The sequence below is a fragment of the Euzebya rosea genome, assembly GCF_003073135.1.
GTDB lineage: Bacteria > Actinomycetota > Nitriliruptoria > Euzebyales > Euzebyaceae > Euzebya > Euzebya rosea.
Genome location: NZ_PGDQ01000016.1, coordinates 24,260 through 45,305 on the forward strand (window position 1 = coordinate 24,260; position 21,046 = coordinate 45,305).

The following is a 21,046-nucleotide window of genomic DNA, read 5'->3' on the forward strand; positions in this document are numbered from 1 at the left end:
GGGTCAGTCCCCCACGGTGGTGAACGTGGACTCGAGGTCGTTGCCGACCGCCTGCCAGTCACCCAGCTCCAGGAAGTCACCCCAGATGAAGCACGGGTCGCACCCGTCCAGCACGTAGTCGTTGTCGGCGAACCGGTTGTTGCCCTCCTCGTAGAGGAAGGTCTGGTCGGTGGTGACCGACAGCCCTACGAACCCGTCGGTGAGGGTGATGTGGTTGCCGGTCACCTGCAGGTCCTCCACGAGCCGGGGGATGTCGATCTCGTCCCCGTGGTAGGACTGCACCCCGACGACCTCGTTGGTGTTGCCCGACAGCGTGTTGTTGCGGACCGTCACCCCGGGTGAGTTGGCGACGAAGATGCCGGCGGCCAGCGCACCCCCCTCGGCCCCGTTGTCGGTGATGACGTTGTCCTCCACGAGCGCGCCGGAGCTGAGCTCGTAGAACACGCCGTTGATGGCGTTGCCGCTGATCTCGTTGCCGACGATCGTGGCGTCGGTGTTCATGGTGTCGAACCAGATGCCCGGGCCGGTGTTGTCCAGCACGGCGTTGTTCCGGAAGACCAGTCCGTGGGTGTCGATGAACTTGGTGGCCCCGGCTTCCCAGGTCCAGTCGAAGCCGAGCACGCCGTTGCCCTCGATGTGGCAGCCCGTCACGAGCATCGGCCGGTCACCCTCTTCCTGATGCCAGCCGATCACCCCCATCTGGCCGTTCCCCTCCGCCCAGCAGCCGTGCACCTCCGTGCCGGAACCGAGGCGCACACCGGCCCCGTGGTTGTCGACGGTGCGGACGGCAACCAGCGTCCAGTCATGGGTCTCGGTCGCGCTGATCGCCCCCTCCTGGGCCCACACGGCGTAGTGGCGCAGCTCGACCCCTCGGACCGTGACGTCCCTGGTGCCCCTGCCGGTGACACCGACCTGGACCACGGCGAGCTCGACGAGGGCATCGGTGGGGTCGGTGCCGATCACCAGCTGGTCATTGTCGTAGTCCAGCCAGTACGTGCCCGGTCCGACGTCGTCCCTGGACAGGACGTGCCGCTGCCGCGCACCGTCCACGAAGAGGTCGTGGGGGTTGGCCTCGTTGTCCCAGCCCTCGAGCATGACGCCGTGGGGGGCAGGGTCCTCGGTCCGTCCCGAGGCAACCCAGACGTCGCCGTCGGCGACGAAGCCCTCGACCACGACCGAGCCGTCCAGGACCGCTCCGGGTTCGCCGACGAGGGTGTCGCCGTCCCGGAGTGACACCGACTGGGCCCGGTGCACGCCCGAGGCAAGGAGGAAGGTCGACCCTGCAGGGGACGCGTCCACCACGTCCTGCAGGGGTGCACCCACCTCGAGGCGGACGGCGTCGGCCAGGTCGGGTTCGGGGGGCAGCACCGCCCCGGGTCGCACGTGTCCCTCGAGTCCCGCGGGGACGGTCGCGACCTCCGTCGGCTCCGCGCCCTCCGTGGAGGCCTCCTCGGCGGGGTCCGCGCCGTCTGCCGGCACGTCCGGCTCGGCGGCCTCGCTGGCGTCGCCGTCGGCATCGGCGTTGGCCCCCGGATCGGCCTCCGCGGTCGAGGCGTCGTCGGCCGCCGGGTCGGTGGCCTCGCCCGTGCAGGCGACGAGGGCGAACAGGAGCAGGGAGGTCACGAGGAGTCGCACGGGCGCATTGGACCATCACGGACCCACCGGTGTCAGATCATCAGGCGGTCCGGACGAGGGTGCAGCGCGGCAGGGTCGCCCGGAACTCCTCGGTCGTGTCGTAGGGCAGCTCCGCGACCGGCAGCACGGTGGCATGTGTGCGCCGGGTGGCGGTGGGGATCCGGTCCAGCCACGGGATGCGGTTGTCACCGAAGCCGACGGTCATCGTCCGGTCGACGGCATGCAGTCGCACGACCACCCGCGGGCATCCATCCAGCGGCTGCTCGGCGTGCATGCTGGTCAGCTCGTCGGGGATGTCGAGGTCGGCGACCATCGCCGGCTCCTCGAAGAGCTCCCTGGTGATGTCGTAGACGTGCACCATGCCCGTCGGGCAGTCCAGGCCGTCCACGCGAGGACGCACGACGAAGAGCTCACGGGTCCCGAGCATCGGGTCGTCGATGGTCAGCGACTCGATGCGCCAGTAGTTGCGGACGAGGGGGTCGGCGATCTGGCCGAGCTTGGTGGGGACGGTCCGGTCGGCCATGTCGATGGCGACGGCGTGCGTGGCTGCCGTCGCGTACAGGACGGTCCCGTCCGCGGAGAAGGCCATGTCGTCGGCAGCGACGCCGTTGCCCGTCGGCGTGCCGGCGATCAGTCGTGGCGTGTCGGGATCCGCGACGTCCACGACGTCGGCCCAGCCGCTGCGGTCGTGCAGCTCGGTGTCGGCGACCACGAGTGTCCGCCCGTCGGGGCTGGACGCCATGGACCGGACGACGTCGTCGCGCGACACCGTGGACCGCACGACGGCGTCCGTGGCGTCGGTCACGTCGAGCAGGGCCACAGCGGGCATGGCGGTCGGGCACGGCGACGTGCTGCCGCCCAGCGCAACCGCGACGACCGCCGGCCCGTGTGCACGCTGCACCGGGACGACGCTGCGCGGATCGACGTGGCCCGCCGCAGCGGCAGCCGGCGTGCCGGTGGTCGCGGCGGGGACGAGCTCCGCACAGGTGACCGAGTCGGTCACGGTCCCGTCGGCCGGATCGACGATCGCGACCCCTTCGGCGACCGGACGGACGACGAAGGGGGCTTCGCCACGGTCCTCGGGGTACAGCAGGACCGCGCCCGTCCCGGCCCCGGCTGCCCCGTCGACCACGAGCACGGTCTCGGGAACGATCGCCGCGGCGACGCGAGGAGCAGGGGGTGGACCGACGGAGGTGGCCATCGCGGCCACCGTGGCCACACCGGCCACCGCGGCCGCCAGGACCGCGGCAACTGGTGTGGGCATCGGGCTAGGCCTCGTCGGTGGCGGGCTCGTCGGCGTCGGGCTCGTCCTCGCCGGTGTCGGGGGTCACCGCCGCCTCCTGGCCCGGGAAGCTCGGGACCTGGTCGCGTCCCAGCTCGCGGGACAGGTCGGCGTTGACGTCGGGGTCGTCACTCGGCTCGACGATGAGCGCGGTGAACATGCCGAACACCGAACCGTCGTCCTTCTCGACGTGGGACAGGATGTGGCAGTGGTAGACCCACGTGCCGGGCACCTCGGCGAAGATCACGACGGTGTAGCGCTCACCCGGCGCGACGTTGACGGTGTCCATCACGATCGGCGTGGCCAGCGGGTACCCGTCCTTGGCGATCACCATCTGCGCGTTGTTGTGCAGGTGCATCGGATGGGCCGACAGGCCCTCGTTGTAGTAGTGCAGGATCATCTGCTCGCCCTCGGTGAGGACGTAGGGCGTGGTCGCCGGGAAGCTCTTGGCGTTGAGGGTCAGTCCGATCTCACCGGCGTCGTTGAGGATCATGACGTCCTCCGCGACGACGTTGTCGGCAACGGCCGGCAGCGGGACCTGCCCGACGGTGAAGGCACCGAACGCCCCGTTGATGACCTGGTGCACACCGTTGTCGTGCCCGTGGTACATGCCGACGGAGGTCTCCTGGGCGACGAACGTCTGCTCCCAGACGTCACCCGGCATGATCGGCTCCATGGAGATCATGCCGACCCCGTCGACCTCGAAGGGGTGCATGAAGATGCCGTGCGGGTGCAGGGTCGTGGCCTCGTCGTCCAGCTCGTTGACGACGCGGATGGTGACCTCGTCACCGACGTCGACCTGGATCCACGGTCCGGGGACCTGGCCGTTGTAGGCGACGGCCTCGACGAAGTCGCCGGGGGCGACCTCCCACTCCGTCTCGTCGAGGGTCAGCTCGAAGATCTTCTCGCCGTTGTCGCCGATCTCGGGTTCCATCGGCTGGTTGCCCATGGCGGCGGTCTCGGCCGGGAACTGGCTGACGGAGGACTCGTAGTTGGCGCGAAGCCACTCGGCGCGCTCCATGCCGGTCAGGGACTCGCCGTCGACTGCGCCCTCGCCCGCGGCGGCGGGACCGGCCGGGTCGATGACAAGCGTCCCGGTCATGCCGGACTCGGCGTGGCCGACGATCGAGCAGTACAGCGGGTACTCGCCGGGCTCGAGCCCGGACAGGTCGATGTTGGCGGACTCACCGGCGTTCAGGTCGATGGTGCCGTACTGCTCCTCGTAGCCCTCCAGCTTCAGGTTGTGCGGGATGGCGCCGCTGTTGGTGACCTCGATCGTCCCCGACGGTCCGAGCACGATGTCCCCGGGCTCGAGCGCGAACTCGATGAGTCCGACGCTGGCAGTCCCACCCGAGCCGGCCTCGGCCGACACGGGAACGGTCTCGGCGGGCTCGTCCCCAGCGGGGGTGTCCCCGGCCGGCGCAGCGCCCTCCTCCAGCGCAACAGGGGCGGCGGTGCTGCCGCCACCGGAATCGATCGCGACGATGCTCGTGATCAGGGCGATCACCGAGACGATCGCGACCAACGCGATGGCAGGCGAAAAGCGGGACTCGTTCACAGGGCTTCCTCCGAGGGTGGTGGTGACTCGAGTGGAAGCGTCGTCGTGAGGCCGCGGTGCGCCACAGGCCACGGGTCCCCGCCCACGGGGGACCTTGGTCCCGGGCGGTCCCGGGACCTTCGTCGCCCCGGTCGTCGCGGGAAACCACTGGACGCACCAACCATTTATGTGCCATTGTTATGTGGCACATTAATCAGTGGGAGGCATCGCCATGACCGCCGTCGACACCGATCTCGACTACCGCACCAACGGCAAGCACCGCACCAGCGACCGCGAGACCACCGCCGAGCGGTTGCTGCGCTCGAGCGCCAAGCTGAGCTTCGACCCCACCGTCGACATCGACTGGGACCTGCCGCACGAGGACGGCAAGTGGTACATGCAGCCCGAGCGGCTGTCGTTGTACGGCACCGACCTGTGGCAGGAGATGACGCCCCAGCAACAGGTCGACCTGAGCCGCCACGAGGTCGCCAGCATCGCGGCGACCGGCATCTTCTTCGAGATGGTGCTGATGCGGATGTTGCTCAAGCACCTCGGCAAGCACGACGCCCAGTCCAAGCACTTCCAGTACGGCCTGACCGAGGTCGCCGACGAGTGTCACCACTCGACGATGTTCGGCAGGATGATCGAGTGGCTCGGGGTCCCCAGCTACGGCCCGGGCCGGAAGGTCCGACGCCTGGCGGAGCTCATGCAGACGCCGGTCATCAACGAGGCCATCGCCTTCGGCGGGACCTACTACGTCGAGGCCGTGCTCGACGCGATCCAGCGCGAGGGTGCGACCGACGAGCGCGTGCACGACGTCTGCCGTCGGGTCTCCTACATCCACGTGGTCGAGGAGGCACGCCACATGCGCTACGCCGACGAGGAGCTCGCCCGCACGATGGACGGGATGGGCTTCCTGGACCGGCAGCGGACGCGCGTCCTGCTCCCGCTGGTGGCGGCGGTCTGCAACGAGATCCTGATCCACCCCCGGGTGTACGCCAACGTCGGGCTCGACGTCGACCGGGCGAAGGCCGAGGCGGCAGCCAACCCCTACTGGCAGGAGACCATCCGTTGGGCGGCCAGAAAGCCCGTGGGCATCTTCCGGGAACAGGGCCTGCTGGACGGCCCGGCCGTGCTCGCCTGGACGCGCATGGGCCTGGCCTGACCGTCGTCCGAGCGGTCGAGGACACCCGGCGGGCGGCGCCGATAGCCTCGACCGCGCCATGGTCCCCTCCTCCGACGCGTCCCCGATCGTGCAGGTGCCATGACGAGCGGTGTCCTCGTCACCGGCACCGACGATGGGGTCGACACGGCCATCGTGTCGGCGGCGCTGGTGGCGTCGCGGCCCGGGGCGGTCCACGTCAGGCCGGTCCGCACCGGATCGGCTGACCACGACGCCGTCGTGGCGGCGCTGACCGGGCACGACACGGTGTGGGGAACCACGCTGGAGGTGGCGCTGCCCCCGGGTCCGGCCGCTCGGCATGCCGGCGTCCGCCTCGAGCGACCGCACCTCCTGGCGCCGTTCCGCGGGGTGGAGCTGGCCGTCGGGGAGGGCGCAGGTGGGCTGCTCGTCGAGCTGGGCACCGACGGGACGACCCTGGCCGACCTGGCCACGGACCTGGAGCTTCCGCTGGTCCTGGCAACCCGAGCGGTGCCGAGCGCGATCAACCACACCCGCCTGACCCTGGAGGCCTCGTGGGCCAGGGGACTCCGCGTCCTCGGCCTGGTCGTCACCGGCTACCCTTCCGATCCCGACCTGTCCGCCGCCACGACCATGGCCGAGCTGGAGCGCATGGCACCCGTCATGGCCACCGTTCCCCTCCTCGACCGTCCGTTGGTGGCCGCCGACCTCCCCCGGATCGAGTGGTGAGCACCCCGTGAGCATCACCTGGCTGGACCCCATATCCCCCGAGACGATGCCCGACGACGTCGTCGCGATGGGACAGCGCCATCCCATGCGGACAGTCACCCATGCCGCCGCGGCGGAGGTGGGCGTCTGGCAGGGCGACACGCCACGGATGGTGCAGCGGTGGTTCGACGACCTCGCCGGCGAGTGGCACACCCATGCCTCCCCCGACCGCCTGCTGCCGCTGGTCGACGCCCTCGAGCGTGGCGGCCCGATCCCCGATCACGGGACCTGGTTGGAGCTCGGCTGCGGCGACGGCTGGATGACGTCGACCCTCGCCGAGCGGGCCCCACGCCTGATCGCCACCGACCTGTCGTGGGAGATGGTCCGCCGCGTCCCTGCCGGCCCCACCCCCGTGCTGCAGGCCGACGCCGCCCACCTGCCGCTGGACGACCACGCCGTCACCGTGGCCGTCCTGGTCAACATGCTGCTGTTCCCGTGGGAGCTCGACCGCGTGATCGCCCCCGGCGGGGTGCTGGTCTGGCTGTCCTCCCGCGGACCGGCCACCCCCATCCACCTGGCCCCGGAGCAGGTCGCCGCGGCGATGCCCGGCCGCTGGGGCGGGACGGCGGGCCAGCACGGCACCGGCGTCTGGACCGTCCTGCGCCGCCTCGGCTGACCCCGCCCCCAGGCCGGGTCAGCGCTGGTCGACGACGCGCCGGGCCTTGCCGACGGAGCGGTCCAGCGCCTCGGGTGGCAGCACGTCGACCGCGACCGTGACGCCGACGCGGTGCTTGACGGCGGACGCGAGCGTTCGGGCCGCCTCGTCGGGATCGCCGCCCCACCCGTCGCGTCGTTCGACCCGGACGGTCAGCACGTCCAGCCGCTCGGGTCGGGTCAGGACGCACTCGAAGTGCGGGGCGAGCCCGTCGATGCCCAGCAGCAGCTCCTCGATCTGGGTCGGGAAGACGTTCACGCCCCGCAGGATCATCATGTCGTCGGAGCGCCCGGTGACCTTCTCCATCCGCCGCATCGTCCGGGCGGTTCCCGGCAGCAGGCGGGTCAGGTCGCGGGTGCGATACCGGATGATCGGCAGGGCCTGCTTGGTCAGCGACGTGAAGACCAGCTCGCCCTCCTCGCCGTCGGGCAGGACCTCACCGGTCTCCGGGTCGATGACCTCGGGGTAGAAATGGTCCTCCCAGATGTGCAGGCCGTCCTTGGTGTCCACGCATTCCTGTGACACGCCGGGACCGATCACCTCCGACAGGCCGTAGATGTCGACGGCGTGCATGTCGAGGGCGTCCTCGATCTCGCGCCGCATCGCGTCGGTCCACGGTTCGGCGCCGAACACGCCGACCTTCAGCGAGGTCGAGCGTGGGTCGACGCCCTGCACCCGCATCTCGTCGAGGATGGACAGCATGTAGGAGGGGGTGACGAGGATGACGTCGGGCTCGAAGTCGGTGATCAGCTGGACCTGCCGCTCGGTCATCCCACCGGACACGGGGATGACGGTGCAGCCGAGCCGCTCGGCCCCGTAGTGCACGCCGAGCCCGCCGGTGAACAGGCCGTACCCGTAGGCGACGTGGACGCGCATGCTGGGCCGGACGCCGGCGGCGCGCAACGAGCGGGCGACCACGTCGGCCCACATGTCGACGTCGTCGGCAGTGTAGCCGACCACGGTCGGCTGGCCCGTCGTGCCGGAGGATGCGTGGATACGGGCGACCTGCGCGGTCGGAACGGCGAACATGCCGAAGGGGTAGGCGTCGCGCAGGTCCTGCTTGGTGGTGAACGGGACGCGGGCGAGGTCGGCCAACGACGTGATGTCGTCGGGGTGGACCCGCGCCTCGGCGAACGCCTGCCGGTAGTGCGGCACGTTGTCGTGGGCGTGGCGCAGCGTCCAGCGCAGCCGGTCGAGCTGCAGCGCGCGCAGCTCCTCGATCGGGGCGGTCTCGATGGGATCGAGCGACGCAGGGTCGGGGGTCAGGTCCAGCAAGAGTCGGCTCCTCGAGATGGCGGAAGCCGCAGCCTAGCCCCGACCTCGGCGGTGACCGGTGGCGGATGGGATCGCAGGAAGGGGACTAACCGTATAAGATCGTTTTATCGGTTATCCCGTACGGAGGCCGACCCGACACCGAGTCCCAACCCCTCGAGGAGCGCCCATGTCCACCCCGCTCAGCACCGGCCACGTCGGCCTCAACGTCAGCGATCTCGACCGGAGCGTCGCCTTCTACACCGATGTCCTGGACCTCGACGTGCTGGAGCGACATGACGACCGGGCCCGCCGGTACGCCTACCTCGGCGTCGACGGGTCGCTCCTGCTGACCCTGTGGCAGCAGGCATCCGGTGGCTTCGATGCAACCCTGGCGGGCCTGCATCACCTGGCCTTCCTCGTCTCCGACCTCGAGGCCGTCAACGGCGTGCAGTCCCGGGTCGTCGAGTCGGGAGGGACACTGGTGCACGACCGCGTGGTCGCCCATGACGAGGGCGCCTCCTCGGGTGGCGTGTTCTTCCTCGACCCCGACGGCACACGGCTGGAGGTCTACACCGCCAGCGGACTGGACGGCACCGCCGCCGCCAGCGGCGACGGCCCCTCCTGCGGGTTCTTCTAGATGTCGCCCGCACCCGATACCGCTCCCCCTGCTGACCATCGCTGGCATGCCGGGGAACGGGCAGTGCAGTCCCGGCTGGGCGCATCCGACGTCGCCGCGCGCATCGCCCGCTCCATCCGTCCGACGCTGCCACCGGTCGCAGCGGCGTTCCTCGCCGATCAACCGATGCTCGTCATCGGCGCCAGCGACGACGAGGGGTCACCCTGGGCGTCGCTGCTGGTGGGGCCACCCGGCTTCATCCACCCGACCAGCAGCACGTCGGTCGACGTGCGGGCGCTGCCCGCGCCGGGCGATCCGCTGCACACCACGCTGGCCGAGGCCCCCGCGGAGGTGGGAACGATCGCCATCGAGCCGGCCAGTCGACGACGCATGCGCCTCAACGGTCACAGCCGACCGACGCTGTCCACCGGTGACCAGCCCGGCCTGGCCCTCACCCTGCGAGAGGTGTTCGCCAACTGCCCCAAGTACATCAGCGCGAGGACCGTGGCGACGACATCCGGCGGGGCGGCAGGGCCCTCACGCCGGTCGCCCGCGCTCTCCGATGCCGACGTGTCCCTGATCCGGGCAGCCGACACGTTCTTCATCACGACCAGCGACGCTGAAGGTGGCGTTGATTCGTCCCACCGTGGAGGCCGACCCGGGTTCGTTTCCGTCGACGACCGCGAGATCTCCTTCGCTGACTACGCCGGCAACTCCATGTACATCACGTTGGGGAACCTCGAGGTGAACCCACGGGCGGGGCTGCTGTTCCTGGACTTCGCGTCGGGCGACATCCTGCAGGTCACCGGCAGCGCATGGGTCGACTTCGGCCTGGTCCATCCCGGTGCCGCAGGAGCGCTGCGGACGGTCCGGTTCCGGGTCCGGGAGGTCGTCCGACAACCGGGTGCCACCGGGCTGGTGTGGGGGCCTGCGGAGGCCAGCCGGTTCTCCCCGGATCCTGCGGCGATCGGTGGCACGATCCAGCCATGAGCTCGTTCCAGTGGATCGGCAACCATCCCGGCATCGACCTGGTCAACACCGTGCGAGCATCCACCCCCGGCCAGCTCGTCGACCTGCTGCCCGACTGGGCGGCGATCACGCGGTGGGCTGCGGCGGCGACGCTCGTGGAGCCGTCCGTCGGGGCGGCGGCGACTCCCGACGACCCACGGGCCGAGGAGGCCCATGCGGTCGTCGTCGGCATGCGGGATGCCCTTCGGGCCGTCCTCGACGGCGAGGCGGCCGACGAGGACCTCGACGCGCACCTGGCCGGTGTACCCGTTCGGCTCACGACCGCCACGGGCCCGCCGTGGGTCGGCCCGCAGGCCGACGCAGACCCGGTCGACCTCGTCACCGTGCCGATCGCCCTGGCCGTGGTCGACGCGGCGGGACTGCCACGGGCGAGGGTCCGACGCTGCGCCAATCACGACTGCGTGCTGCGGTTCCACGACACCACCCGCGGCGGCCGACGGCGGTGGTGTGACATGGCGACCTGCGGGAACCGCGCCAAGCAGGCGGCACACGCCCGCCGCCAGCAACGCCGCAGCTGACGCGCGGGTCAGGCCGGGGCGAGGGATCTGGCCACGGCGTCTCGCACGGACCGACCCACGGCGGCCTCGCCGCCGAAGACGATCGCGCGACGGATGCTGGTGGCGTTGGCGGTGAGGTGATCGGCCACGGCCGGGGGGAGGGTGTCGCGCCCGACCAGCAGCACGGGGCCCTCTGCACGGCGGCCCAGCACCGCCCCGGCGGTCAGGGCATCGGCGAAGTCGTCGCCGCGGGCGATGCCGACCCGGGCGGGACCGGCGAAGCCGACGGTGGCGACGTCCACAGAGAGGTCGCCGGACACGCTGCCGTCGATCACCTCCTCGGCGTCGGGTGCCGCCGACGCCGCACCCTGCCCGATGGCGGTCACGGGCAGGTCGGCCTGTCCGTCCAGCCAGTCCCGGGTGGCGTCCGGCACCACGTCGCCGTCGGTCAGCAGGACCACGGCGCCTCGGTCGGCCGCCAACGGCGCCGCGACGACCGCGTCGGCGAAGGTGCCACCGTCGGCGAGGATCACACTCGCCGCATCGCCGATCCGATCGGCAACCTCCACCGCCGTGGCGAACCGGTCGGCCCCTCCGTGTCGCTCGACGGCCACACCGAGCGCACGCACGTCCGCCTCCACCCGAGCAGACAGCGCAGCCGTCCCGCCGAGCAGGTGCACGGTGCCCCCGTCGGCCAGCACGCGCTGGATCTCCGCACCCGACGCGGGATGCAACCCGTCGGAACCGGACAGCAGGATCGGTCCGCCGAGGTGGACGGCCAACGGCCCCCCGGTGATGGCGTCGGCGAAGTCGTCGGCCCGGGACACCACGACCACCTCGGCCGCACCGTCGGCGAAGGCGTCCCGTGACGCCGCCACCGCGGTCTCGATCCGCGAGGGGCCGGCCAGGCGGTCCACCGAGGCGTCGAAGGGCCACACCCCGTTGGTCAGCCGGACAGCCCAGAACCCGCTGGCCGTGTCGGAGTACCAGATCTCCCCGCGTTCGGGCACGAACGCCGGGGCGGACATGGCGAAGGACGCCCCGTCGGCGTTGAGGACCAGCGAGGAGGGGTTGGCCGGCGCGTTGAAGTAGGCGATCTCCCGTGGTGCACGCGGGTCACGGATGTCGAACACCCGCAGCCCCGAGCCGATCATGGAGCACGCCACCACGCCCGGTTCGTCGCGCTGGGGCACCGCGCAGTAGTGACCGGCGTAGCCCTGGTAGGGCCGGGTGGCCCCGGGGTCGTCGGCGAAGGAGGGGCGCAGCGCCGGGTCGTGGACCTCCAGCCGGATGTCGGCGACCACCTCGGGGGCGGTCTCGTCGCTGATGTCGATGATCCGCCCCACGCCCGGCGCGAAGTCCAGGGGCGAGGCGAACTCGGTGAAGTCCACGAACTCGTCGATCTCCACCAGGTACGGGTCGCCGTCGATGACCACCGGGATCGCCGTCTGGGCGATCGAGCTGTGCTCCCAGCTCAGCTCCGACAGCAGCTCGGCCTGCGCCAGCGGCTCGCGGTCCTGGATGGCGGAGATGTCGTAGACGGCGATGCCGCCGTCGAGCTCGCCGGTGGTCGGGATCGGCCCGCTGCCGATGTCCAGCGGCGTCATGTAGGCACGGGTGCCGTCGTCGGAGATCTGGATGCCGTGGGAGTTGACCGGCAGGAAGGCCACCGGCGTCGGCACGGCCGGGTCGGTCAGGTCGACCGCCACGACCGAGGACAGGGCGGTGGACGCGGTGTAGAAGGTCATGCCGTCCGGGGCGAAGCCCGACTCGTGGCCGAAGAACCCGACCGGCGCGGAGGCCTCGAGCTCGGGCTGGGTGCAGTCCTGGCTGACGTCGTAGACGTCGACGATGCCCGGGTAGGTCGCGGCCGTCCCGGTGACGGCGGCGAGCAGTCCGCGTGCCTGGTTCAGCTCCAGCGACTCGTGCGGCGACAGCATCGCAGGGGTGACCAGCTGGTCGGTCAGGACCGGGTTGGACGGGTCCGCCATGTCCAGCACGAGCACACCGGCGCCGGTGCTCGCCTGCACCAGCAGGTCGAGTCCGAAGATCAGCGTCGAGTCGTAGTAGGCGCACTCCTGCCCCTGCGCGTCGACGTAGCGATGGACCTTGAACCCGCCGGTGGCACCGTGGTGGCCGACGAGCTCGGTGTTGCAGGTGTAGGGGCTGTCGGCCCGACCGGAGTCGTGGTCGGCGGCCGGCACGCGGCCCTGCTCGGCGGACTCGGGGGCGCTGCCCGGTCCGCAGTCGGCTCGGGGCACGCCCGGCAGCGACGAGGACTGGCCGGTGACCGGGCTGCCCCACGGGGCGAACGCCAGGCCGGTGGACAGGAGGAGGACGAGGACGGCGAGCCCTCGTCGCAGCCGCACACGGTGGGCGATGGCGGTCGGGGGTTCGGCGAACGCGGGCATGGCGGGTCCTTCGACTGCACGGCCCCTCGGCTCGGGGGCCGGCAGCGGTTCTACCATGCGCGAGGCGGCATCACTCCAGCGTGATCCTGACGTCGTCGGCGCCCAGCTGGTCGTCGGTGTCGCCGTGCAGGGTGGTCGCGAGGGTCTCCGCCGCGATCATGTCACGGTGGACCTCCAGGGCGCCCGTGCGACCGGGCGGCACGACGAGGGTCAGCACGATCCGGTCCGACACGTGGAGGTCGGCGTCACGCCGTGCGTCGGCGACCCTGCGGATGACGTCGCGGGCCCAGCCCTCGGCCTCGAGCTCCGGCGTGACGGTGGTGTCCAGCAGGACGAAGCCGCCGGAGGGGATCTGGCCGACGACCGAGTGGTCACCGGACCCCTCAACGACCGTGGCCAGCTCGAACTCGGCCGGCTCCAGCGCCACACCGCCGCAGACGACGGTGTCGCCGTCCACCGACCAGTCGCCGGTCTTGGAGGCCTTGATGACGCCCTGCACGTCCTTGCCGAGTCGCGGTCCGGCGGCGCGGGCGTTGACGGTCAGCTGCTGGCTGACCCCGACGCCGGCGGCCTCGGCCTCGGCGATGGACACCAGGCGGACGTCCTTGACGTTGACCTCGTCGGCCAGCAGGCCGACGTAGGGCTCCAGCGCCGCGGGGTCCTCGACGGCCACGGTCAGGCTCGACAGCGGCAGCCGCACCCGCAGGCCCGCGGCGGTCCGCAGGGCCAGCACGGCCGACGCGGCCGCGCGGATCCCGTCCATGCCGGCGACCAGGTCGTGGTCGGCGGGCAGCTCGTCGGGGGTCGGCCAGTCGGTGAGGTGGACCGACCGTTCGCCGGTCAGGCCACGCCACACCTCCTCGGCGACCAGCGGCAGCAGCGGCGCCGCCAGCCGGCACAGCACCTCCAGCACCGTGTGGAGGGTGTCGACGGCGGCCTGCCCCTCCGGCGTCTCGGCGTTCCAGAACCGGTCACGGGAGCGACGCACGTACCAGTTGGTCACGCTGTCGAGGGTGTCGCCGAACGTGGCCGTGGCCCCGGCGATGTCACCCGACTCAAGTGCGCTGGTCATCCCCTCGACGGCCTCGCGGACGCGGGCCATGACGTAGCGGTCCAGCACGTCGGTGGACGCCGTCGACGTCGAACCCGCCGTCCCGGCCGCGCCGGCGTACAGCTGCAGGAAGTACCAGGTGTTCCACAGCGGCAGCAGGACCTGCCGGACCGAGTCGCGGATGCCCTGCTCGGTCACGATCAGGTTGCCGCCCCGCAGGACCGGTGAGGACATCAGGAACCAGCGCATCGCGTCGGCGCCGTCCCGGTCGAACACCTCGCGCACGTCAGGGTAGTTCTTCAGCGACTTGCTCATCTTGCGGCCGTCGTCGCCCAGCAGGATCCCGTGGGCGAGGCAGGTCGTGAACGCCGGGCGGTCGAACAGCGCCGTGGCCAGGACGTGGAGGGTGTAGAACCAGCCGCGGGTCTGGCCGTTGTACTCGACGATGAAGTCGCCCGGGTAGTGGTCCTCGAACCATTCGGCGTTCTCGAAGGGGTAGTGGACCTGGGCGAACGGCATCGAGCCGGACTCGAACCAGCAGTCCAGCACCTCGGGGACCCGGCGCATCGTGGACCGGCCCGTCGGGTCGTCGGGGTTGGGGCGGGTCAGCTTGTCGATCGCCGGCCGGTGGAGGTCGGTCAGGCGGACGCCGAAGTCGGCCTCGAGCTCGTCCAGCGAGCCGTAGACGTCGGTGCGGGGGTAGCGCGGGTCGTCGGACTGCCACACGGGGATCGGGGAGCCCCAGTAGCGGTTGCGGCTGATCGACCAGTCGCGGGCGCCGGCGAGCCACTGGCCGAACGAGCCGTCCTTGATGTGGCCGGGCACCCAGTCGATCTGCTGGTTCAGCTCGACCATGCGGTCGCGGATCTTCGTGACCTCCACGAACCACGACGAGACCGCCCGGTAGATCAGCGGGTTGTCACACCGCCAGCAGTGCGGGTAGGGGTGCTCGTAGGTCTCGTGGCGGACCAGCAGGCCGGCGTCGCGCAGGGCCCGGGTGATGGGGGTGTTGGCCTCGAAGACGTGCATGCCGGCGAAGTCGGCGACCTCGGCGGTGAACAGGCCCTGGGAGTCGACCGGCACGACCGGGGTGATCCCGGCGGCGTCGGTGACGAGCTTGTCGTCCTCACCGAACGCGGGGGCGATGTGGACCAGACCGGTGCCGTCCTCGGCCGAGACGTAGTCGGCCGCGAGGACCTGGTGGGCGTTCTCCGCGCCCGCGAAGTAGTCGAAGGGCGGGGTGTAGCGGCGGCCGAGCAGGTCGGTGCCGGTCAGGCGTGCGACAACCGGTGGCTCCTCCCCGAGCTCCCGGGCGTAGCGGGCGACGGCGGCCTCGGCGAGCACCAGCTTCTGTCCTGCGAAGTCGCCCTCGGTCGGCTGCACGACGACGTAGTCCAGGTCGGGGTGGACGGCGGCGGCCAGGTTGGAGGGAAGGGTCCACGGCGTGGTGGTCCAGATCAGCGCCAGCGCGTTGTCGAGCGCGTCACCGACCTCGGCCAGGCGCAGCCCGACGGTGACCGCCGGGTCCTGGCGCTGGCGGTAGGTGTCGTCCATCCGGGTCTCGGTGTTGGACAGCGGGGTCTCGCAGCGCCAGCAGTAGGCGAGGACCCGGAAGCCCTCGTAGATCAGGCCCTTGTCGTGAAGGGCCTTGAACGCCCACATCACCGACTCCATGTAGTCGGTGTCGAGGGTCTTGTAGTCGCCCTCGAAGTCGACCCAGCGAGCCTGCCGGGTGACGTACTGCTCCCACTCGTCGGTGTAGCGCAGGACCGAGGTGCGGCAGGCGTCGTTGAAGACCTCGATGCCCATGTCCTCGATCTCGGACTTGTGGCTGATCCCGAGCTGCTTCTCGGCTTCGACCTCGGCGGGCAGCCCGTGGCAGTCCCAGCCGAACCGACGCTCGACCCGCCGACCGGTCATCGTGCGGAACCGCGGCACGACGTCCTTCACGTAGCCGGTCAGCAGGTGGCCGTAGTGCGGCAGGCCGTTGGCGAACGGCGGGCCGTCGTAGAAGACGTACTCGTTGTCCCCGTTGGCGCCGGCTGGACGTGCGTCGACCGACGCCTCGAAGGTGGCGTCGTCGGCCCAGTAGCGCAGCACGGCCGTCTCGATCTCGGGGAAGGAGGGCGCGGCGGGCACGGTGCCGCCGTGACGGGGGTAGGCGGCACGGGTGGTCTGGGGTACGGAAGCGGTCACGGCGTGGGTCCTCGGGGCATCGGAGCTGTGCCGAGGACGAGGGCCGACGCGCTCGTCGGCCTCCGCGGTACCACCTCGTTTGTCACCGGCGGACGGCGACCACTCGTTGACGGCTGTGACGGGCCTGCCCGACCGGTTCTACTTGGCCGAGGGGTCCGCTTGGACCGCCCGACCGTTCTTCCGGTGGCTCCCCGGTGATGGCCGGATCAACGCCGCTGGACCAGAGGATAGCGCCGGGTGCCAGCCCGCCAACCCGGCCGGTTCGCCCGCCTTCCGGGGTGCTCAGGCGGAGCGTGCGCTGGAGGTGCCGGCCTCCCACGCCCCGTGCATGCGGCTGTACAACCCCCCGGCCTCGACCAGGTCGGCGTGTGGCCCGTCCTCGACGATGCGTCCGGCGTCGAACACGAGCACGCGGTCGGCCTGCTCGGCGGTGGACAGCCGGTGGGCGATCGTCACCGTCGTCCGCCCGGCGGTCAGGCCGGCGAGGGCCCGCTGCAGCCGCATCTCCGCGGCCGGGTCGACGGCCGAGGTTGCTTCGTCCAGGACCAGCACGTCGGGATCGGCGAGGTAGGCGCGGGCCAGCGCGACCAGCTGGCGTTCCCCGGCCGAGAGGGCGTCTCCGCGTTCGCCGACAGGGGTCTCGAGGCCCTGCGGGAGGCTGGCGACCCAGTCGCCCAGGCCAAGCTCGTCGAAGGCCCGGCGGACCTGTGCGACGGCCAGGTCGCCATCCCCCATGAGCACGTTCTCGGTGATCGTGCCGGCGAACAACATCCCGTCCTGGGGGACCATGACGACGCGAGACCGGAGGCTGCGGAACCGGACGTCGTGCAGGGGCACGCCACCCAGGAGGACGGCACCGCCCGTCGGGTCCATCAGCCGGGTCAGCAGCTTGGCGAAGGTCGTCTTGCCCGACCCGGTCTCGCCGACGACGGCGATGCGGGTCCGGGGCTCGATGGTGACGTCGACGTCGAACAGGACCTTGGTCGGCTGGTCGCCGTCGGCCGGCGGATAGGCGAAGTCGACGTGGTCGAAGCGGATGCCGAGCGGTTCGTCGGGCAGGTCGACGCCGTCGTCACCGGGGTCGGCGACGTCGGGGTCGGTGTCGAGGACCTCGATCACGCGTCGCCAGCCGGCGATGGCGTTCTGGGCTTCGTTGACGGCTTCGCCGAACGCCTGCACGGGCTCGACGAACAGCTGGGCGAGGAAGAGGAACGCCACGACCCGGCCGACGGTCGTGACGTCGTTGACGGCCAGCACGGCACCGACGACCAGCACTCCGGCGATGACGAGCGAGCTCAGCAGCTCGCCGACACCGGAGAAGGTCGCCGACAACCAGCCGGCCTTCAGCGAGGCCTCCCGATGGTCGGAGATGGCGTCGTCGAGGCGTTCGCGAACCCGGTCCTCCATGCCGTAGGCGCGGATGACCTGTGCGCCGACGACGGTCTCGGCCAGCGTGCCGAGCAGCCGGCCGACGCGGCGACGGACCTCCAGGTAGGCGGCGTCCAGCCGACCCTGGAACGCCTTGATGACCACGGCGATGACCGGCACGAGGACCACGACGACGAGGGCCAGCTGCCAAGTCAGGACGAGCATCACGGTCAGGGCGAGGGTGGCCTGGCCGAAGTTGATGATCAGCTGCAGGCCGGCCCACTGCATGAAGCGGGAGATCTGGTCGATGTCGGTGGTGACGCGGGCGACCAGCACGCCGCGCTGCTCGCTGGCCTGGTGCAGCATCGAAAGGTCGTGGATGTGGGCGAACGCGCGCTGGCGGAGGTTGGACAGGGCCTGCTCGGCCACGACCGCAAGCCGCAGGTTCATCACGCCGGTGGCCAGCGCGGTGAGGGCGACGGCAAGCGCGCCGAACAGCACCAGCCGGGTGACGATGCCCATGTCGACGGTACCCTGCGACACGTCGAACCCGCGGTCGAGCACCTGCTGGACCAGGACGGGAACGACGACGCGCCCGGCGGTCGAGCCGAGCGCCAGCAGGCCGGTGACGCCGAGTCCCACACGCAGCTCCGGCGACAGCGCCAGACCGCGCCGGACCGTCTCCATCGCGCCGAGCTGGTCTGCCTCGGCCGGCGTGTCGCGAGTCGTCGTGTCGGTGCTCATCGGGTTGCCCCGCTCTCGCTGGGGGTGGGCGTGCCGGTGTCGGCCGGGACCGGCTTGCCGGTGTCATACGCGTCGATCAGGGCCCGGTAGCCGGGCTGGCTGGCGTACAGCTCGTCGTGGCTGCCGCGGCCTGCGACGCGGCCGGCCTCGACGTAGACGACCTCGTCGGCGAGGGCGATGGAGGATCGGCGGTAGGCGACCAGCACGACGGTGGTGTCCAGCGCCGACAGGCCACGCAGGATCGCGGACTCCACGCTGGGGTCGACCGCCGACGTGGCGTCGTCGAGGACCAGCAGGCGGGGTCGGCGCAGCAGCGCGCGGGCCAGGGCGATCCGCTGCCGCTGCCCACCCGACAACGAGGCGCCCCGCTCCCCGAGCTGGGTGCGGTAGCCGTCCGGCAGGTCGGTGATGAAGCCGTCGGCCTGGGCCAGCTCGGCGGCCCAGCGGACGTCGTCCTCGGCCACCGGTTCCCCGAGGGTGAGGTTGCCGATGACGTCGTCGTCGAAGAGAAACGCCTCCTGGAAGACCAGGGCGACGTTGTCGGCCAGGGCGGCACGCTGGAGGTCGGCGAGGGGTCGGTCGTCCAGCGTGATCCGTCCCTCGTCGGGGTCGAACAGGCGTGCCAGCAGGTGGGCGATGGTGGTCTTGCCCGACCCGGTCGGGCCGACGACGGCCACGGTGGACCCGGCGGGGACGTCGAGGTCGATCGTCCGAAGGCCACGCGTCTGGTCCACGACCTCCTGCTGTCCCTCGGTCGTCGTGGGGGCGTCGATCGGTTCGACGACGGCGGCGTTCGAGAGGTCCTGGTAGGCCCCGTCGGGATGGCGGTAGGCCACGCCTCGGACGGTGGCACGGGCACCGGCCGCGTCAGCGGACTGACCGGGGACGTCGGTCCCGTAGTCGACCCGGTCGGTCGTGTCGAGCACGGCGTCGATCCGCTCCATGCCGACCACGGCCCGGGGCAGCTCGCCCAGCAGCCAGCCGAAGACCCGCATCGGCAGGGCCACCAGGCGGAAGAGGTAGGCGAAGGTGACAAGGTCGCCGGCCGTGATGTCGCCGCTGGCCGCGCGCTGGGCGCCGACGAAGAGGACGAGGAGGATGCCGATGCTCGGGAGGGCCTCCATCACGGGATCGAAGACCGCACGGAGCCTGCCGACCTCGATCATCCGGTCCCGCAGGGCATCGCTACGGACGCCGAAGCGCTCGACCTCGGCGTCCTCGCGACCCAGGGTCTTGACGACCAGGGCGGCGTCGAAGGACTCGTGCGCGGTCTCCGAGACCCGGGCGCGCAGCCGCTGTGCGTCGGCCGCGACGACGCGCATCTTCCGTTGGTAGACGTAGTTGGCGACCCCGAGCAACGGACCGACGGCGAACCCGACGAAGGCCAGGAAGGGGTCGGTGGACACCAGCAGGGCCGCGGTGACGACCAGCATGACGATCACGCCGACGGCCATCGGCAGCGGGGCGGCGATGAAGGACGCGGCCTCGACGTCGTCGTTGACGTTGGCCAGCAGCTGTCCGGTCGGGTGCCGGCGGTGCCAAGCGATCGGCAGCTCGAGGTACCGGTCGGTGACCTCGCGCCGGTCGCGTTGCTGCAGGCGGAACTGCGCGGCGTAGGCGCCCCCCCGGCGCAGCGCGATGCCGACGGCCCGGACCATGGACACCCCGATGACGGCGATCGCGGCGACGGCCAACGACGCGGTGCCGATCGAGCCCGCCTCCACGGCCGGGAACAGCACGGTGTCGGTGACCCAGCCGATGACGACCGACGACACGACGGTGGCCCCGGCGTAGAACGTGGTGCCCACCATGCCCAGCGCGAACTGCTTGGGGGCGCGCCTGAGCTGGCGGACGATCAGGCGCCAGCCAGCGCCGGCCAGATGGGCCCCGCCCATCTCGGCACGCTGCACCACGGCAGCTTGGTTCGCGCTCAACGCACCGACCTTTCGTCGTCCTCGGCGGCAACGAGCGGACCCGCATCGGCGTGCGCGGATCCGCCCGGTCCCATACTGATCGGTCGGTCCACTCGCTGCAGGGGCCGAAACGCGGGCCACTTCGCGGCCCACTGCGGTGTCGGCGGGGTCAGCTGCCGGGCGGGACCCGTCGCCGGAGGCCGTCGAGGATCAGGTCAAGGCCCCATTCGAACTCCGCGGCGAAGCTGTACCCGGGTTGCAGGACGTGGGCCGTGACCAGCTCGGCGAGGTGGGGGTGGGCGTCGCCGTCCATGGGCGCCATGATCTCCTCGACGTCCTTGCTGACCTGCTCACCGTCGGTGGCGTCGAACGGCAGGGCCGCCTCGGTCAGCACGAACCCGTAGACGTAGGCGTCGACGACCGAGACGGCGCGGGCAGCCATGGCGACGTCGAAGCCGTCCCGACGGTAGGCACCGATCACGGCGTCGTGGTGGCGCAGCGTGGCCGGGCCGGGTGACCGCCTGGACTCCAGCAGCGGGACGGCCCATGGGTGGGCGGACAGGACGCGACGGGCCGATCGCGCCCGAAGCCGAGCCGCCTCCTCCCAGCCGAGCTCCGCGGGCGGCAGCTCGATCTCGGCGAAGACCGCGTCGACCATGCCGTCCACCACCTCGTCCTTGTTGGCCAGGTGGTGGTACAGCGACATCGGCTTGACGTCGACGGCCTCGGCCAGCCGCCGCATCGTGACCGCGTCGATCCCGTGGGCGTCGGCGAGGGCGACGGCTGCCCGGAGGACCCGCTCCCGTGACAACGCCGGCCGGGTGGGCCGGGACGTCGGGCGGGAGGAGGTGTCACGAGCAGGCATCGACGTCTGACCGTACACCGTACGGCCGGGGGAGTCCGTGTTGTGGTCCACGTCGGAGCCCTCGGGCGGAGCGCAACCGTGCAC

At 71.4% G+C, this 21,046-nt stretch carries 15 protein-coding genes; 6 read left to right on the top strand and 9 right to left on the bottom strand.

The features are described from left to right. Positions 1–3: 3 nt before the first annotated feature. From CUC05_RS19420 to CUC05_RS19430, 3 genes are read right to left on the bottom strand one after another with little or no spacing between them, the layout of a single operon-like run. Positions 4–1,635, bottom strand: a complete 1,632-nt coding sequence (locus CUC05_RS19420; RefSeq protein ID WP_157965784.1) for a right-handed parallel beta-helix repeat-containing protein — start codon at positions 1,633–1,635, stop codon at positions 4–6. Positions 1,636–1,675: 40 nt separating this feature from the next. Then, entirely contained in the window at positions 1,676–2,899 is a 1,224-nt protein-coding gene (locus tag CUC05_RS19425; protein ID WP_108667796.1) for a WD40 repeat domain-containing protein, read from the bottom strand. 4 nt (positions 2,900–2,903) lie between these two features. After that, a complete protein-coding gene (locus tag CUC05_RS19430) occupies positions 2,904–4,475 on the bottom strand; it encodes a multicopper oxidase domain-containing protein (protein WP_157965785.1) in 1,572 nt (523 codons plus the stop codon). Positions 4,476–4,686: 211 nt separating this feature from the next. Here CUC05_RS19430 and CUC05_RS19435 point away from each other — a divergent pair, with 211 nt between their 5' ends. The 3 genes from CUC05_RS19435 (at position 4,687) to CUC05_RS19445 (ending at position 6,979) form a co-directional block, all read left to right on the top strand. Continuing rightward, positions 4,687–5,619: an AurF N-oxygenase family protein gene (locus CUC05_RS19435; RefSeq protein ID WP_108667798.1), complete on the top strand. Its 933-nt coding sequence runs from the start codon at positions 4,687–4,689 to the stop codon at positions 5,617–5,619. 99 nt (positions 5,620–5,718) lie between these two features. Then, a complete protein-coding gene (bioD, locus tag CUC05_RS19440) occupies positions 5,719–6,324 on the top strand; it encodes an ATP-dependent dethiobiotin synthetase BioD (protein WP_108667799.1) in 606 nt (201 codons plus the stop codon). Between the two features lie 7 nt (positions 6,325–6,331). Then, positions 6,332–6,979 carry a class I SAM-dependent methyltransferase gene (locus CUC05_RS19445; RefSeq protein ID WP_108667800.1) on the top strand — a complete coding sequence of 216 codons (648 nt, stop codon included), beginning with the start codon at positions 6,332–6,334 and terminating at the stop codon, positions 6,977–6,979. 18 nt (positions 6,980–6,997) lie between these two features. On the opposite strand, the gene paaK is transcribed toward CUC05_RS19445, so the two are convergent. Then, the gene (gene paaK / locus CUC05_RS19450) at positions 6,998–8,293 is read right to left on the bottom strand and encodes a phenylacetate--CoA ligase PaaK (RefSeq protein ID WP_108667801.1); all 1,296 of its coding nucleotides are present in this window, start codon (positions 8,291–8,293) and stop codon (positions 6,998–7,000) included. Between the two features lie 166 nt (positions 8,294–8,459). Here paaK and CUC05_RS19455 point away from each other — a divergent pair, with 166 nt between their 5' ends. Genes CUC05_RS19455 through CUC05_RS25435 form a run of 3 tightly spaced genes read left to right on the top strand, consistent with a single transcriptional unit; the run spans position 8,460 to position 10,435 of the window. Then, positions 8,460–8,909 carry a VOC family protein gene (locus CUC05_RS19455; RefSeq protein WP_108667802.1) on the top strand — a complete coding sequence of 150 codons (450 nt, stop codon included), beginning with the start codon at positions 8,460–8,462 and terminating at the stop codon, positions 8,907–8,909. Then, positions 8,910–9,878, top strand: coding sequence for a pyridoxamine 5'-phosphate oxidase family protein (locus CUC05_RS19460; protein WP_108667803.1), 969 nt, complete (start codon positions 8,910–8,912; stop codon positions 9,876–9,878). Beyond that, entirely contained in the window at positions 9,875–10,435 is a 561-nt protein-coding gene (locus CUC05_RS25435; RefSeq protein WP_108667804.1) for a CGNR zinc finger domain-containing protein, read from the top strand. Before CUC05_RS19460 ends, CUC05_RS25435 begins: the two co-directional genes overlap by 4 nt. Positions 10,436–10,443: 8 nt before the next feature. Here the strand turns inward: CUC05_RS25435 and CUC05_RS19470 are convergent, their stop codons facing one another. The 5 genes from CUC05_RS19470 to CUC05_RS19490 form a co-directional block, all read right to left on the bottom strand. Continuing rightward, positions 10,444–12,825, bottom strand: coding sequence for a cell wall-binding repeat-containing protein (locus tag CUC05_RS19470; protein WP_108667805.1), 2,382 nt, complete (start codon positions 12,823–12,825; stop codon positions 10,444–10,446). 70 nt (positions 12,826–12,895) lie between these two features. Beyond that, positions 12,896–16,072 carry an isoleucine--tRNA ligase gene (gene ileS / locus CUC05_RS19475; RefSeq protein ID WP_108667806.1) on the bottom strand — a complete coding sequence of 1,059 codons (3,177 nt, stop codon included), beginning with the start codon at positions 16,070–16,072 and terminating at the stop codon, positions 12,896–12,898. 282 nt (positions 16,073–16,354) lie between these two features. Beyond that, positions 16,355–18,184: an ABC transporter ATP-binding protein gene (locus CUC05_RS19480; RefSeq protein ID WP_205712440.1), complete on the bottom strand. Its 1,830-nt coding sequence runs from the start codon at positions 18,182–18,184 to the stop codon at positions 16,355–16,357. Further along, the gene (locus CUC05_RS19485) at positions 18,181–20,118 is read right to left on the bottom strand and encodes an ABC transporter ATP-binding protein (protein WP_205712441.1); all 1,938 of its coding nucleotides are present in this window, start codon (positions 20,116–20,118) and stop codon (positions 18,181–18,183) included. Before CUC05_RS19485 ends, CUC05_RS19480 begins: the two co-directional genes overlap by 4 nt. A gap of 148 nt (positions 20,119–20,266) precedes the next feature. Continuing rightward, positions 20,267–20,962, bottom strand: a complete 696-nt coding sequence (locus CUC05_RS19490; protein WP_108667873.1) for a TetR/AcrR family transcriptional regulator — start codon at positions 20,960–20,962, stop codon at positions 20,267–20,269. Positions 20,963–21,046 lie beyond the last annotated feature (84 nt).

What these genes read in the sequence shown, in the direction of transcription:
- CUC05_RS19425 (WP_108667796.1), bottom strand. Translation starts at nt 2,899, where the DNA reads ATGCCCACACCAGTTGCCGCGGTCCTGGCGGCCGCGGTGGCCGGTGTG.
- CUC05_RS19435 (WP_108667798.1), top strand. Translation starts at nt 4,687, where the DNA reads ATGACCGCCGTCGACACCGATCTCGACTACCGCACCAACGGCAAGCAC.
- bioD (WP_108667799.1), top strand. Translation starts at nt 5,719, where the DNA reads ATGACGAGCGGTGTCCTCGTCACCGGCACCGACGATGGGGTCGACACG.
- CUC05_RS19455 (WP_108667802.1), top strand. Translation starts at nt 8,460, where the DNA reads ATGTCCACCCCGCTCAGCACCGGCCACGTCGGCCTCAACGTCAGCGAT.
- CUC05_RS19460 (WP_108667803.1), top strand. Translation starts at nt 8,910, where the DNA reads ATGTCGCCCGCACCCGATACCGCTCCCCCTGCTGACCATCGCTGGCAT.
- CUC05_RS25435 (WP_108667804.1), top strand. Translation starts at nt 9,875, where the DNA reads ATGAGCTCGTTCCAGTGGATCGGCAACCATCCCGGCATCGACCTGGTC.
- CUC05_RS19470 (WP_108667805.1), bottom strand. Translation starts at nt 12,825, where the DNA reads ATGCCCGCGTTCGCCGAACCCCCGACCGCCATCGCCCACCGTGTGCGG.
- CUC05_RS19480 (WP_205712440.1), bottom strand. Translation starts at nt 18,184, where the DNA reads ATGAGCACCGACACGACGACTCGCGACACGCCGGCCGAGGCAGACCAG.
- CUC05_RS19490 (WP_108667873.1), bottom strand. Translation starts at nt 20,962, where the DNA reads ATGCCTGCTCGTGACACCTCCTCCCGCCCGACGTCCCGGCCCACCCGG.